13 protein-coding genes are annotated in these 14354 nt (G+C 46.8%); all 13 read left to right on the top strand.

Translation table 11 applies throughout. From position 1 onward, the window contains the following. Positions 1-8 precede the first annotated feature (8 nt). The 13 genes from ACESZH_RS15225 (at position 9) to ACESZH_RS15165 (ending at position 14353) form a co-directional block, all read left to right on the top strand. Complete coding sequence (locus ACESZH_RS15225) at positions 9-869, top strand: carbohydrate ABC transporter permease (protein WP_373217528.1); 861 nt, start codon at positions 9-11, stop codon at positions 867-869. Positions 870-1040: 171 nt separating this feature from the next. Beyond that, positions 1041-1781, top strand: coding sequence for a response regulator (locus ACESZH_RS15220; protein ID WP_373217526.1), 741 nt, complete (start codon positions 1041-1043; stop codon positions 1779-1781). Between the two features lie 138 nt (positions 1782-1919). After that, positions 1920-2873, top strand: coding sequence for a hypothetical protein (locus ACESZH_RS15215; RefSeq protein WP_373217525.1), 954 nt, complete (start codon positions 1920-1922; stop codon positions 2871-2873). A 58-nt stretch (positions 2874-2931) separates the two neighbouring features. Continuing rightward, complete coding sequence (gene pyrH, locus ACESZH_RS15210; RefSeq protein WP_373217524.1) at positions 2932-3627, top strand: UMP kinase; 696 nt, start codon at positions 2932-2934, stop codon at positions 3625-3627. Between the two features lie 36 nt (positions 3628-3663). Then, positions 3664-4215 (top strand): ribosome recycling factor, encoded by a 552-nt coding sequence (gene frr, locus ACESZH_RS15205; protein WP_373217522.1) that lies wholly within the window; start codon positions 3664-3666, stop codon positions 4213-4215. Between the two features lie 79 nt (positions 4216-4294). Further along, on the top strand, positions 4295-5023 hold the full coding sequence (locus ACESZH_RS15200) for an isoprenyl transferase (protein ID WP_373217592.1): 729 nt from the start codon (positions 4295-4297) through the stop codon (positions 5021-5023). Positions 5024-5027: 4 nt separating this feature from the next. After that, positions 5028-5822: a phosphatidate cytidylyltransferase gene (locus tag ACESZH_RS15195; protein WP_373217521.1), complete on the top strand. Its 795-nt coding sequence runs from the start codon at positions 5028-5030 to the stop codon at positions 5820-5822. A gap of 12 nt (positions 5823-5834) precedes the next feature. Further along, positions 5835-6977: a 1-deoxy-D-xylulose-5-phosphate reductoisomerase gene (dxr, locus tag ACESZH_RS15190; RefSeq protein ID WP_373217519.1), complete on the top strand. Its 1143-nt coding sequence runs from the start codon at positions 5835-5837 to the stop codon at positions 6975-6977. Position 6978: 1 nt separating this feature from the next. After that, positions 6979-8265, top strand: coding sequence for an RIP metalloprotease RseP (gene rseP / locus ACESZH_RS15185; protein ID WP_373217518.1), 1287 nt, complete (start codon positions 6979-6981; stop codon positions 8263-8265). A gap of 135 nt (positions 8266-8400) precedes the next feature. Continuing rightward, positions 8401-10026 (top strand): AAA family ATPase, encoded by a 1626-nt coding sequence (locus tag ACESZH_RS15180; RefSeq protein ID WP_373217517.1) that lies wholly within the window; start codon positions 8401-8403, stop codon positions 10024-10026. A gap of 51 nt (positions 10027-10077) precedes the next feature. Continuing rightward, complete coding sequence (locus ACESZH_RS15175) at positions 10078-11355, top strand: peptidoglycan-binding protein (protein WP_373217516.1); 1278 nt, start codon at positions 10078-10080, stop codon at positions 11353-11355. Between the two features lie 151 nt (positions 11356-11506). Beyond that, positions 11507-12646 carry a ComEC/Rec2 family competence protein gene (locus tag ACESZH_RS15170; protein WP_373217515.1) on the top strand — a complete coding sequence of 380 codons (1140 nt, stop codon included), beginning with the start codon at positions 11507-11509 and terminating at the stop codon, positions 12644-12646. A 114-nt stretch (positions 12647-12760) separates the two neighbouring features. Continuing rightward, on the top strand, positions 12761-14353 hold the full coding sequence (locus ACESZH_RS15165; protein ID WP_373217513.1) for a response regulator: 1593 nt from the start codon (positions 12761-12763) through the stop codon (positions 14351-14353). Position 14354 lies beyond the last annotated feature (1 nt).

Raw genomic sequence — 14354 nt, 5'->3', positions numbered from 1 at the left:
GGAGCAGGATGAAAAAAGTAAAAGCCAGATCCATCAATACAGGAATTATTTATATCATTCTGACCGTGTGGGCAGTTACCACCATTTACCCCATTTTTTGGGTGGTGATGAACTCCTTTAAGGACAAAAAGCAGATCATGTCAGACGCATTTTCCATTCCTGTGGGAAAGCTGTTTACCACTGCAAATTATACGGACGCATTTTCCAAGATGAATATATTGAATGCTTACAAAAACAGCATTATCATTTCCGGGTGCGTAGCGGCAGTGGTGATACTTCTGGCAGGGATGGCTTCCTTTGCACTGGTGAGATACCGCTTCCGGGGCAATGAATTTTTGTATAATCTTGTGATTGCGGCTATGATGTTCCCTGTTTTTTCCACCATTATCCCTGTATTCCGCATGGAATTCTCCTGGGGAATCGCTGGTTCGGGAAATACGGCGCTGTCGCTGCTTTCTGTGATCCTGCCACAGGTGGCGGGCAATCTAGCCTTTGCCATTGTGGTTCTGACGGGGTATATCAAAAGCCTTCCTATCGATCTGGAGGAAGCGGCCTTTATGGAGGGCTGCAATGCTTATCAGATTTTCTTCAAGGTGATCATGCCGCTGACAAAGCCATCCTTTGCTACGGTTGGAATTTTCAGCTTCCTGTGGAGCTATAACGATTTGTTTACCCAGCAGTTCTTCCTTAGAAATAAGGATGAATGGGCGATCACAAGGCTTCTGCTGGAGATTTCCTCAAAGGAGGGAACGAATTACGGACTGATGGCGGCTGTTGTGACCATGGTGGTTGTTCCGCTTTTGATCGTGTACGTGTGTCTGCAGAAATACATTATCAAAGGAATGACGGCGGGTGCTGTAAAAGGGTAAAAAGAATCGAGTGTGTTGCTGTGAACGAAGTGAACAGTAATTCATGCGGGTATCTGTTCAAAAACAGATGCCCGTTTTTCCTTTCTTTTTTTGGAATTTTATTGTATACTAAAATATAACGGCACAGGGAGAAACGAGTACCTGTGCTGGTTTTAAGAAGGTGGACAGAGTATGTATCATGTAATGATCATTGATGATGAACCGATCATTGTGGAGGGAATATCCAAGCTGGTTCCCTGGGAAAAATATGAATGCAGGGTGACTGGGACTGCCTATAGCGGAAAAGAAGGGCTCGAGGCAATAAGAGAGAGAAAGCCTGATATCATCTTTACAGATATTGCCATGCCGGGGCTTGACGGTCTGAAAATGATCGCGGCTCTGAAATCGGAATTTTCTGATATGCAGATCAGCATTCTTACGGGCTACCGGGACTTTGATTACTGCCAGGAAGCCGTGCGGCTGGGGGTGACAAGATTTCTTCTGAAACCCTCCAAGATCCAGGAGATTGAAGAAGCTCTGGCAGTGATGGTGGATAACCTGAAAAAGAGAAACATTGTGCGCCGGGAGTCCGGCGAGGAGGAGAGCACGGCGGGAAGCTTTATCGTAAAAAATGCTCTGCAGTATATGGAGGAGCACTATAATGAAAAGCTGACGTTGGGAATGGTGGCAGATAAAACTTATGTGAGCCAGTGGCATCTGAGCAAGCTTCTGAATAAGCAGGAGGGAAAGAATTTTTCGGAGATCCTGAACCAGATCCGTATCCAGCGCGCAAAGGAGCTGTTAAAGGATATGTCCCTGCGCATTGCAGATATTTCCGAGCTTGTGGGGTTCACGGATGTAGCTCATTTTTCCAGGGTATTCAAAAAAAATGAGGGTATTTCTGCAAATGAATACAGAAATACACGGTTGTGAACAGTATGGGAAAGTCTAAAAAATGTATGAAATCCTTGTGGGTTCGGTTGACAAGAAAGTAATACTCTGCAATAATGAAAGCAACTGCGAAAGCAGGTAGGATAACAAAACTGGATTCCATTTATGGGAGGAATATATATGAAAAAACGTTATGTGATTCTTGCAGGCATACTGGCTGTGACAGCGCTTGCAGCGGGCTGCGGCAAGAAAAAAGATGATGACAGTGCGGCGCAGGAGCCGCAGGTAACGGTGGCACCTGCCGAGAATACAGATGAAGGGGCTGATGACGGCGCCCTTGTGAATATGCAGACATCTACGGATGAGAACATCAAGAATGTAATGGGCGATAAGACATCCACAGCATCGAAGGTGGTTCTGATCAACAGCACAGGCGCGGAGGTGAAACGAATTTACATCCGTCCCAATACTGATGATGACGAGGAGTGGGGCGATGATCTGGTAAATGGTATGTTTACCCTGAAAAACGGAGAGAAAGCCCTTTATTATTTCGATAAGACGGCAAAGGATTCTAACGGCAATTCGGTGTCAAGCTATGATATCCGCATTGTTTATACGGATGAGGACAGAAGCGAATGCTATTTCCGTAAGATCCCGCTGCAGAACATCAGCCAGATCACACTGCGCATGGACGGCACCGGAGATGATTCCATTCCGTATGCAACCTATTTAAGCGGCAGCAGTAAGAAGGAAACCTCTACGCTGAATGAGGTAAAACGCCGCCTCGGTCTGATAGACAGCGGCGATGATGACGATGATAATGACGATAACAGCAGCACGCAGGTTACTGCAACACCTACGCCCCAGCCGACGACACCGACTCCAGCACCGACTACTGAGCCGGGAGACGGAGACGGAAACAATACGGAACCTGTGGATGCAGGCGCTACTGCTGCGGAGAAGTATATTGGTCAGCCGCTGGAGAATCTGATCTCTGGTATCGGAGAGCCAAAAGGCAGCGATTATGAGGACGAACCGGAGACAGGGGAGACAGGCTATCACTATTATGATTCCTTTACCGTTTCCACCACTGTGGATGAGAACGGCAATGAAATCGTAGCAGGAGTCTGGTAAACAGATCCTGTTTTATGAGAGATACAAATAATATAAAGGCAGGATAAAAGCGATGGATATGAAAAGAGTATTACTGAAATTAAGCGGGGAAGCTCTTGCTGGCCCAAAAAAAACAGGCTTTGATGAGGAAACTGTCATTGGTGTGGCAAAGCAGATCAAAGCCATTGTGGAGGAAGGTCTTTCTGTAGGAATCGTGATCGGAGGCGGTAACTTTTGGAGAGGGCGTACCAGCGAAACGATTGACCGCAATAAGGCTGACCAGATCGGGATGCTGGCTACTATCATGAACTGCATTTATGTATCTGATATCTGCAGATATGTGGGACTGAAAACAGAGATTTTCACACCCTTTGCATGCGGTGCATTCACAAAGCTTTATTCTAAGGACAGCGTGGAGGAAGGCTTTGCTCAGGGGAAGGTACTGTTCTTTGCAGGCGGTACCGGTCATCCGTATTTTTCGACAGATACGGCCACTGTTCTCAGAGCAGTCGAGATTGAAGCAGATGCCATTCTGCTGGCAAAGGCAGTGGATGGAATCTATGACAGCGATCCAAAGGTAAATCCAAACGCTGTAAAATACGATGAGATCACCATCCAGGAGGTGGTTGACAAGAAACTGGCAGCCATGGATCTGACTGCATCCATCATGTGCCTGGAGCAGAAGATGCCCATGCTGGTCTTTGGCCTGGACGAAAAGGACAGCATCATTAACACCGTTCACGGGAAATTCTCCGGCACAAAAGTGACCGTGTGAATATATAGTGTAAAAACAGGAGAGGGAGATTGAACTATGGATGAAAGAATTCAGAAATATGAAGACAAAATGAAAAAAACTCTGGGAGGTTTTGAAACAGAGCTGAGCACAATTCGTGCAGGACGTGCCAACCCCCATATTCTTGATAAGCTGACTGTGGATTATTACGGAACCCCTACCCCTATCCAGCAGGTGGCAAATGTAACGGTACCGGAAGCACGTATGATCCAGATCCAGCCATGGGAATCCAGCCTGATCAAGGCAATCGAGAAAGCGATCCTGGTTTCTGACCTTGGCTTAAACCCCAGCAACGACGGCAAGGTCATCCGTCTTATTTTCCCTGAGCTTACTGAGGAGCGCCGTAAAGACCTCGTAAAGGATGTAAAGAAAAAGGGTGAGGCAGCAAAGGTTGCAGTGCGCAATATCCGCCGCGATGCAAACGATGCCTTCAAAAAATTGAAAAAAGAGGATGTATCAGAGGACGAGATCAAGGAGCTTGGAGATAAGGTTCAGAAGCTTACTGACAAATATATCAAGGATGTAGACGCAGCCATTGATAAAAAATCAAAAGAAATCCTTACTGTTTAACAGGAATTCATACAAAAGACAACCCATAAGAGAGCTTCCGGAACAGGGGCTCTCTTTCCCTTACATTGTGAAAAGAACCATTGAAGGAGAAAACAAAACCATGAATGTACCCAATCATATCGCGATCATTCTGGACGGAAACGGACGGTGGGCAAAGGCAAAAGGAATGCCGAGAAGCTACGGTCATGTGAAGGGATGCGCCAATCTGGAGACAATTTGTGATGATATGAAGGAGCTGGGGGTCAAATACGTGACCGTCTATGCTTTTTCCACGGAAAACTGGAAGCGTTCCAGAGAGGAAGTGGAGGGGCTGATGAAGCTGTTCCGCAGCTATCTGAAGAAGTGTCTTAAGATTTCCGAGAGAAATAAAATGAAGGTTAAGATCATCGGGGATATTTCAGCCTTTGATCAGGACATCCGCGATAAGATCCTGCAGCTTGAGGAGTTTTCAAAGGACTATGACGAGCTGTACTTCCAGATTGCCTTAAATTACGGCAGCCGTGATGAGATCACGAGAGGAATCCGCCGGCTGGCGCAGGATGCGGCTGACGGAAAGGTGATCCCTTCGGAGATTACGGAGGAAACTATAGGAAATTATCTGGATACGGCCGGTATTCCTGACCCGGATCTGATGATCCGCACCAGCGGGGAATTGCGTCTTTCCAATTTCCTCTTATGGCAGATGGCATATTCGGAATTTTATTTTACCGATGTGCCCTGGCCGGATTTTGATAAGGCGGAATTAATCAGGGCCATTGAGAAATATAATCAAAGAGACAGAAGATACGGCGGTGTGAAGGAGGAATGAGGAAATGTTTAAGACCAGGCTCTTAAGCGGCATCCTTCTGGTTGCCGTTGCACTGTTGACAATTATAAGCGGCGGGTATGTGTTGTTTTTTACCCTGCTGGGAGTGTCTGTGATCGGAATGCAGGAGCTTTATAAGGCAATGCAGGTGCGGGACGACAGCTTTAATCTGCTGGAGGTAGCAGGATATGCCGGAGCTGTGATCTATTTTGGGGCAATGCTGCTGGATTTTGAGAGATACGGCATGATGGCAGTGTTGGTGGCGCTTGTGCTGCTTATGTTTGTTTATGTGTTTACTTATCCAAAATTTCAGGCAGGTCAGGTGATGGCTGCCTTCTTTGGCGTAGTATATGTAGCAGTTATGCTTTCTTTTATATACCTTACCAGAAACCTGCCTGACGGAAAATTTATCGTATGGCTGATCTTTCTGTGCTCCTGGGGCTGCGATACCTGTGCCTATTGTGTGGGAATGCTTATTGGCAAACACAAAATGGCACCTGTGTTAAGTCCGAAGAAATCTGTGGAGGGTGCTGTGGGCGGTGTTGCCGGAGCAGCACTTTTAGGTGTGGCGTATGGTGCTGCTACACAGGGACCCATGACAGAATATGCCATTATCTGTGCAGTGGGCGCACTGATTTCCATGGTGGGAGATCTGGCGGCCTCTGCGATCAAGAGAAACCAGGGAATTAAGGATTACGGAAAGCTGATCCCCGGGCACGGAGGAATCCTGGACCGGTTTGACAGTGTGATCTTTACGGCTCCGATCATTTATTTTCTGGCAAAGATCGTTCTTGGAATTTAAAGGAGAAAACAGATGAAGAAAATTGCAATTTTAGGCTCTACCGGGTCTATCGGAACTCAGACGCTGGATGTGGTGCGCGCCAATCAGGATATCGAAGTGCTGGGAATCAGTGCCGGGAGGAATGTAAAAATGCTGGAGGAACAGGTGCGGGAGTTCCGTCCGCGTCTTGCAGCAGTATGGGATGAAAAGGCGGCAGAGGATCTGGCTGTGCGGATCGCAGATACGCAGACAAAGGTTGTATCTGGCATGGACGGACTGCTGGAGCTTGCACGTATGCCGGAAACGGATATCCTGGTAACGGCTGTAGTGGGAATGATCGGTATCCGCCCCACCATGGAAGGAATCCGCGCAGGAAAAGATATTGCCCTGGCAAATAAGGAAACTCTTGTGACAGCAGGTCATCTCATTATGCCAATGGCGGAGGAATACGGTGTACAGATCCTTCCGGTGGACAGCGAACACAGCGCTGTTTTCCAGGCGCTTCACGGGGAAAACAAAAGCGAGGTGAGCAAGCTTCTTATCACAGCATCCGGCGGACCCTTCCGCGGAAGAAAGAGAGCGGAGCTGGCAGGGGTAAGCCTCGCCGATACCCTGAAGCATCCAAACTGGGTGATGGGGCAGAAGATCACAGTGGATTCCGCTACTCTGGTGAATAAGGGGCTGGAGGTAATGGAGGCACGGTGGCTGTTCGGCATGGATCTGGAGCAGATCCAGGTGGTGGTGCAGCCGCAGAGCATCATCCATTCCATGGTGGAATTTAAGGACGGAGCTGTGATGGCGCAGCTTGGAACACCGGATATGCGCCTTCCTATCCAGTACGCGCTGTATTATCCCCAGAGGCGGTATCTGGACGGAGAAAGGCTTGATTTCAGAAAATTAAAACAGATTACCTTTGAGGAACCGGATATGGATACCTTCCTGGGGCTTCCCATGGCAATGGAGGCAGCAGGAAAGGGAGGCAGCATGCCTACCGTATTCAATGCGGCAAATGAGCTTGCTGTGAAGAAATTTTTGCAGGAAAAAATTGGTTTCCTGGATATTTACGAGATTATCGGGCAGTCTATGGCAAGACATACCGTGATCCCGCATCCTGGCCTGGAGGAAATCCTGGCTGTCGAGGACGAGACTTATCAATGGATTGAAAGCAGGTGGTAGATTGAAGATTATTCTGGCGATCATTATTTTCAGCGCCATCATTCTTTTTCATGAGCTGGGACATTTTCTCCTCGCGAAAAAGAATGGAATTACAGTAACAGAGTTTTCTCTTGGAATGGGACCAAGACTTCTCAGTACGGTGAAGGGCGGAACAAGATATTCCCTGAAGCTTTTTCCGATAGGCGGTTCCTGCGCCATGTTGGGAGAGGATATGGAGGATGACGAGCCTGGAACCTTTAATTCGGCTTCCGTTTGGGGAAGGATTTCTGTGGTTGCGGCAGGTCCTGTATTTAATTTTATTCTTGCCTTTGTGGTTGCAGTGGTGATCGTGGGGCTGATGGGATATGATCCGGCGGAGATCAGGTCCGTACAGGCAAATTCTTCTGCTGAAGCAGCAGGCTTAAGAGAGGGCGATGTGATCAAGGAGTATCAGGGATATCACATTGATTTAGCAAGGGATCTGTATCTTTATACGTATTTGAATGAGATTAAGCTGGATGAGCCGGTGCGTATGACGGTGGAACGGGACGGCGAGAAAATAGAACTGTCATTTATGCCGGATGCGGATGTGCGCTATCTTCTGGGATTTAACCGTAAGGACACGGAAACCATGGAGGTGGAGTCCCTGATCCCGGGGATGCCTCTGGGGGAAGCCGGGGTTCAGCCGGGGGATGTGATCACTTCGATTAATGGGGTGAGGATTGAAAACGGAGAAGATTATACAGATTACATTGCCGAGAATCCTTTGTCAGATAAACCGGTACAGATCACCTATGAGAGAAACGGGCTGGAATATGATGCAGAGATTACACCACGGGAATATAAAACACCGACACTGGGCTTTTCCTATAATCTGGCATGTGTCAAGACCAGCGGCTTTAACGTACTGAAATATGCCGGGCTTGAGGTGAAATACCTGATCCGCTCCACGATCATGAGTCTGAAGGAGCTGGCAGTGGGAAGGCTTGGTATTAAAGACATGAGCGGTCCTGTGGGTGTGGTGGATGCCATCGGCGACACCTATGAGGAAAGCAAAAGCGAAGGCACGCTGGCAGTGTGGGTGAACATGCTTTATATGGCGATCCTGTTGTCTGCAAACCTTGGAGTCATGAATCTTCTGCCGTTTCCTGCACTGGACGGAGGAAGGCTTGTGTTTCTTCTCATTGAGGCAGTGCGGAAAAAACCTGTAAACCGTCAGGTAGAAGGAATGATCCACTTTGCCGGACTGATGATGCTGATGGTTTTGATGGTCGTGGTGATGTACCATGATATTTTGAGTGTTTTCTGATCAACATACGGGCTGCACAGCGCGGAACAGTAAAATGCGCTGTGCAGCCTTTTTTTGATTTGGACATTCGCATATTTCACTTTTTTTCTAAACTAGAGTTTGCTATAATGGGAATATCAGAAAGAAGGTGTGGACATGGGGATATATTTAAATAGTAATTCATCCTATTTTTTATATAAAAGCGAATCGACCAGCACGTATTTTGTAGATAAATCTTTACTTTTGACAGAGTTATTTCCTCTGATGGAAGCTGGAAACAGACACATTTGTATTACACGTCCACGAAGATTTGGAAAGACTGTTATGGCAAACATGATCGGAGCTTTTTTTGGCAAAGGCACGGATGCCAGTGAGATATTTGACAAACTGATGATCTCAGGAGAACCGGGTTATCGAAAGCATTTGAATCAGTATAATGTGATCTATATTGATTTCAGTGTGATGGATGATGAATGTACCAGCTACAAAGAATATATGGATGCCATTAAAAGGACTCTGAAATCGGACCTGAGTCATGCTTATTCGGATATTTCATTCCGGGAAAATGAATCTGTCAGGGAATATTTGATGCGGATTTTCGCAGAAAAAAATGAAAAATTTTTATTTGTATTTGATGAATGGGATGCAGTATTTAACATGCCATTTGTTACGGAAAACGATAAGAGATCCTATCTCTTGTTTTTAAAAGGGCTGTTAAAGGATAAGCCATACGTTTCCCTTGCCTATATGACTGGCATTTTACCCATTGCGAAATATTCCAGTGGTTCAGAATTAAATATGTTTATAGAATACAGCATGGCAACAGAGCCGAAATTTGCTGAGTATTTTGGATTTTCGGAATCAGAAACAGATATGCTTTATCAGAGGTATTGCAAAAACTGTGAAAGACAGGAAAAAGCAGCAACTGTTACAAGAGAAGGGCTTCGTATCTGGTATGATGGTTATTATACAAAAACCGGAGAGCGGATTTATAATCCCCGTTCTGTGGTGGCTTCCTTGACAAATAATAATCTCGGCAGTTATTGGACCAGTTCTGGTCCATATGATGAAATTTTTTATTATATTCAGCACAATGTTGACGGTATACGCAAAGATCTTGCATTGATGGTATCCGGTGAGGGAGTGCAGGCAAAAATCCAGGAATATGCGGCAACATCCATGAATCTTACTACCAGGGAGGAAGTTTTATCTGCCATGGTGGTATATGGTTTCCTGAGCTACTATAAGGGGAAAGTATACATTCCAAATAAAGAACTGATGGACAAATTTGATGAAATCCTTCAGAAGGAGCCTTCGCTGGGATATGTGTATAATCTGGCAAAGGAATCGGAGCGCATGCTTCAGGCAACTCTTCACGGCGATACGGATGTCATGGAGGAAATTTTGGCTTATGTACACAATACGGAAACACCCATTCTTTCTTATAATAACGAGGTAGAATTGTCAGCGGTGGTGAATCTGGTTTATTTATCAGCCAGGGATAGGTATCGCATTGAGAGAGAGGATAAGGCGGGAGAGGGATTTGTAGATTTCATTTTTTATCCGGAAGATAAAGCGGATACCTGCATGATCCTTGAATTGAAAATAGACCATACGCCGGGAGAGGCAATCCGGCAGATTAAAGATAAACAGTATATCCTGAGATTCAAAGGAAAACTGGGCGAAAGACCGAAATATACCGGAAAAGTTCTGGCAGTGGGAATCAGCTACGATAAAGTAACAAAGGTCCACAGGTGCAGGATTGAGGAAATCGAAACATAACAGCCGTATTGCAGGCATAGGATTCTATGAGAGCATTTTTAGGAGTATTCTATGTACTCATACGGAAATATACATGCCCAGCAGGATAATGTGGATGAAGGAAGGCTGCAGGTTACGGTACAGTCTGCTGATGGAAACAGGCCGATCGAGAATGCACTGGTGAGGATTTCTTATACAGGGGTACCGGACAGCGTGATCGAAGAGGTGCGGACAGATTCTTCGGGACAGACCCCTATACTGGAGCTGAAAGCGCCGCCGTTGGAATACAGTCTGGATGTAAATGAGGAGTCACAGCCGTATTCGGAATATACGGTGCAGGTGTTAGCAGAAGGCTTTGAGGAAGGCGAGGTCGCAGGTACAGAGGTGCTTCCTACTGTGCTTGCGGAGCAGGGGGTTAAGATGTCGCCCATTGAAGGGACTGTCAGCCCATTCGAAAGAGTTGTCATTCCTCCCCACACGCTGTTCGGAGTTTATCCGCCGAAGATTGAAGAGGCGGAGATCAAGCCTGTCAATGAAACCGGGGAGATCGTTCTCAGCCGCGTGGTAGTGCCGGAATTTGTAGTGGTCCATGATGGTCCTGTCCGGGATAATACAGCCAGGAATTATTATGTCCGATACCGGGATTACATCAAAAATGTTGCCAGCAGCGAGATTTATGCCACCTGGCCTGATGATACCATCCGTGCCAATGTGTTGGCGATCATGTCCTTTACCCTGAACCGTGTGTATACGGAATGGTACAGGAATAAGGGCTATGAGTTTACCATTACATCTTCTACAGCTTATGACCATAAATGGATGCCGGGGAGAAATATTTTTGACAGTATTGAAAGGATCGTGGATGAATTATTTGAGAATTATCTTTCCAGACCAAATGTGCACCAGCCGATCCTGACCCAGTATTGCGACGGAAGACAGGTACAGTGCCGTGACAGGGGATGGATGACCCAGTGGGGCAGCAAAAGCCTGGGCGATCAGGGATATTCCGCTATTGAGATACTACGGTATTTTTACGGGAATGATATGTACATTAATGTGGCGGAGCAGGTTTCCGGCATTCCTTCTTCCTGGCCGGGGTATGATTTGAATACAGGTGCCACGGGGGATAAGGTGCGTCAGATGCAGGAGCAGATCAATGCCATTGCACAGGCATATCCGGCTATGCCCACCATTGCGGTGGACGGTATTTACGGACCTGCTACAAAGGCTGCAGTGCGGAAATTCCAGAGCATTTTCGGACTGCCGGAGACAGGGATCGTGGATTATCCTACATGGTACAAAATCCAGGAAATCTACGTTGCGGTCACCAGGATCGCAGAGCTTAACTGAGAAGTCAGACCAGAGCCGGGAGAAAGAGAAATCTTCTTCCGGCTAAAATTATGGATTAATATGCGGATCTGTTGTAAGATAAAGAAAACTCCCTTCTGTGGTTAGGGCATATATTTTGCAGACAGAAGGAACATAAAGGGGGAACGATTAAATGAGAAAATTCAAACAGCAGCTTTTGACCACGATGCTTATTCTTGTTCTGCTATTTTCAGGGGCCGTGGTCGTGGACGGGGGAAAAGAGGCGAAAGCCGCGGAAACAGGAGATATGGCAGTCCATTTTCTGGATGTGGGACAGGGCCTTTCCATCCTGGTACAATCGGGCGGGCAGAACCTTTTGTATGACGGCGGGGACCGCAGTGCCTCCAGCTTTGTTGTGTCATATCTGCAGAACCAGCAGGTTACCAACATTGATTACCTGATCTCCTCCCACTATGACGAGGACCATGTAAGCGGTCTGATCGGATGTCTGAACAACTTTGAGGTGAGCAATGTGATCGGGGCGGATTATGTCCATGATTCCGGACTTTATGATTCCTTTATGAACGCTGTGGAGGCAAACGGCCTTTCGGTGCAGCATCCGGCAGTGGGAACGGAGTTTTCCTTTGGCACTGGAAGTTTCACGGTTTTGGCACCTTCCGAAATAAGCGGTGACAGCAACAACAATTCTGTGGCGATTAAGCTTACGAACGGAGAAAGCAGCTTTATTTTCACTGGGGATGCAGAGTATGACAGCGAGGAAAGCATGGTGGCATCGGGGATTGACCTTTCCTGCGATGTGCTGTGTGTAGGACATCACGGTTCTGCCAGTTCCACAAGCTGGGATTTCCTTGAGGCAACTGTGCCGGAGTATGCGGTCGTTTCCTGTGGAACAGATAATCAGTACGGTCACCCGGATGCAGATACTATGGAAAAGCTGGAAGCCATGGAAATAGAGGTATTTCGTACGGATAAACAGGGCACGGTGATCGCCCTGTCGGACGGCAGCTCCCTTTCCTGGAATGCCTCTCCCTGCAATGACTATACAGCCGGAGATGAATCCGATACCGGGACACAGCCTGCCGGGGAAAGCAGTGGTTTCCAGAGTGGGTCCGGCACCGCGCAGGAGGCAGGACAGGCATTGGATGCCGCCGCGTCCGGGGAGAATCAGGAGGAAATGGTGTGGCTTTCCGCAACAGGAAGCAAATATCACAGCATTCCTGACTGCGGCAATATGAATCCTGATACAGCCCGCCAGGTACCAGTCTCACAGGCAGAGGGACAGGGCTTTGAAGCCTGTAAAAAATGCTGGTAGAAATAACTGGAAGCTGTCGAAATGTGCTGACAGAAAGCGCCGTAATATGATAAGATAGAACCAGACAGGCAATGGAAGGCATTGCCGGAACACTTATTAAAAGGCGGATGAGGTATGTATACACTGTTAATCGCGGATGATGAGCCGCTGATCCGAAACGGAATTAAAAACAGCATTGACTGGCAGTCCCTGGGCTTTTCAAAAATTTTCCTTGCCGAGGATGGTCAGGAGGCATTGGATATTATCAGAGTGAATAAGGTGGACCTTGTTCTCACGGATATTGTCATGCCCTTTATGGACGGCCTGGAGCTGACGAAGATCTTATCAAAGGAATATCCGGATATCCATATTGTCATACTGACGGGGCATGAGGATTTTGAGTATGCCCGCCAGTCTGTGGATCTGGGGGTCAAAAATTATATTCTGAAGCCGGCAGGTGCGGACACCATGTACAAAAAGATGTCCGAGATCTGTGAAAAGCTTCATATGGAAAACCGGAAGAAGGAATATATTTCTTCTATTAAAAAACAGTTGAACCAGAGTGCTCCGGTGCTGCGGTCACAATTGCTGAATCACATAGTCTGTACAGCTACAAGTAATCTGGATATGTATCTGGAACGCTGCAAAAGCTTCCAGGTTGAGCTGGGGGACGGTCCATATGAGGTTGCACTGGTGGAGCTGGAACTTTCGGAAATCTCCGCTGAGGATTATGACCTTTATCTGTTTGCATCCCAGAATATTGCAAAAGAAAGTGTGGGAGATGAGCACTTTGTCTTTGAAGATGGAAGGGAACGGGTGGTCATTCTTTTCCGATGCAGTCTTTTTGGAGATGATGCCCATGATATTGTGTATCAGACACTCTGTGTCATACAAAAAGCAATTTACAGCTATATCAAGATTGGGGCAACCTGCGGAAGCGGTTCTATGGTGGATGCGCCGGAGCGGCTGCATGATTCCTATCTGGATGCAAAAAAGGCCCTGGAATGTAAATATTCCCTTGGAGGGGACAATGTATATGATATTGAGGACCTTGGATATCTGGAAAAATCCTTCTTCTATCCGCAGAAGCAGATTAAAAATCTGATCAACTGCATTAAATTTAAGGGTATCGATGAGGTGAGAGAGGCTGTCACGGAGGTAATGAATTGTATCAGTGTAGGAAGAAGCCTTTCCACGCCTAATATTAAAATGGTGTATATTGAAATGGTCACCTCTTTTTTGAGGGAGCTGTCTAATCTGAAAGAGGTTTCGGAAAAAATATGGAGCGATGGCTTTGATTTTTATCAGGCGATCGACCGTCTGGCAACACCGGAAAAGATGAAGGAACGGCTTATGCTTTTTGCCGGGGAGATACACAAAGAGATGCAGTCGGTGCAGACGAACAGCAGTATCCAGATCATTGAAAAGGTAAAAAATTACGTCAACCAGAATTATAAGGACCCGGAGCTGTCCCTGAACAGCGCGGCAGAATTTGCCAGCGTCAGCACAGGATACTTAAGCGGACTTTTCAAGAAAGAGGCGGGCACAAACTTTGTAAAATATCTGACGGATGTGAGAATGAAAAAGTCTATGGAGCTTCTCAGGACAACGGACATGAAGACTTACGAGATCGCATTTGAAACAGGATTTTCCAATCCCCACTATTTCAGCATATCCTTCAAGAAATATACGGGAATGTCCCCTTCAGAATTCCGGCAAAGGAGTTAAT

Source organism: Ruminococcus sp. 5_1_39BFAA, assembly GCF_964240875.1.
Taxonomy (GTDB): Bacteria; Bacillota; Clostridia; order Lachnospirales; family Lachnospiraceae; genus Blautia_A.
This window is presented reverse-complemented; position numbering and strand designations above follow the sequence as displayed.

Coding starts and splice junctions, on each gene's coding strand:
- ACESZH_RS15175 (WP_373217516.1), top strand. CDS start 10,078: ATGTACTCATACGGAAATATACATGCCCAGCAGGATAATGTGGATGAA.
- frr (WP_373217522.1), top strand. CDS start 3,664: ATGGATGAAAGAATTCAGAAATATGAAGACAAAATGAAAAAAACTCTG.
- ACESZH_RS15165 (WP_373217513.1), top strand. CDS start 12,761: ATGTATACACTGTTAATCGCGGATGATGAGCCGCTGATCCGAAACGGA.
- ACESZH_RS15180 (WP_373217517.1), top strand. CDS start 8,401: ATGGGGATATATTTAAATAGTAATTCATCCTATTTTTTATATAAAAGC.
- pyrH (WP_373217524.1), top strand. CDS start 2,932: ATGAAAAGAGTATTACTGAAATTAAGCGGGGAAGCTCTTGCTGGCCCA.
- ACESZH_RS15215 (WP_373217525.1), top strand. CDS start 1,920: ATGAAAAAACGTTATGTGATTCTTGCAGGCATACTGGCTGTGACAGCG.
- ACESZH_RS15170 (WP_373217515.1), top strand. CDS start 11,507: ATGAGAAAATTCAAACAGCAGCTTTTGACCACGATGCTTATTCTTGTT.
- ACESZH_RS15195 (WP_373217521.1), top strand. CDS start 5,028: ATGTTTAAGACCAGGCTCTTAAGCGGCATCCTTCTGGTTGCCGTTGCA.
- dxr (WP_373217519.1), top strand. CDS start 5,835: ATGAAGAAAATTGCAATTTTAGGCTCTACCGGGTCTATCGGAACTCAG.
- ACESZH_RS15220 (WP_373217526.1), top strand. CDS start 1,041: ATGTATCATGTAATGATCATTGATGATGAACCGATCATTGTGGAGGGA.
- ACESZH_RS15225 (WP_373217528.1), top strand. CDS start 9: ATGAAAAAAGTAAAAGCCAGATCCATCAATACAGGAATTATTTATATC.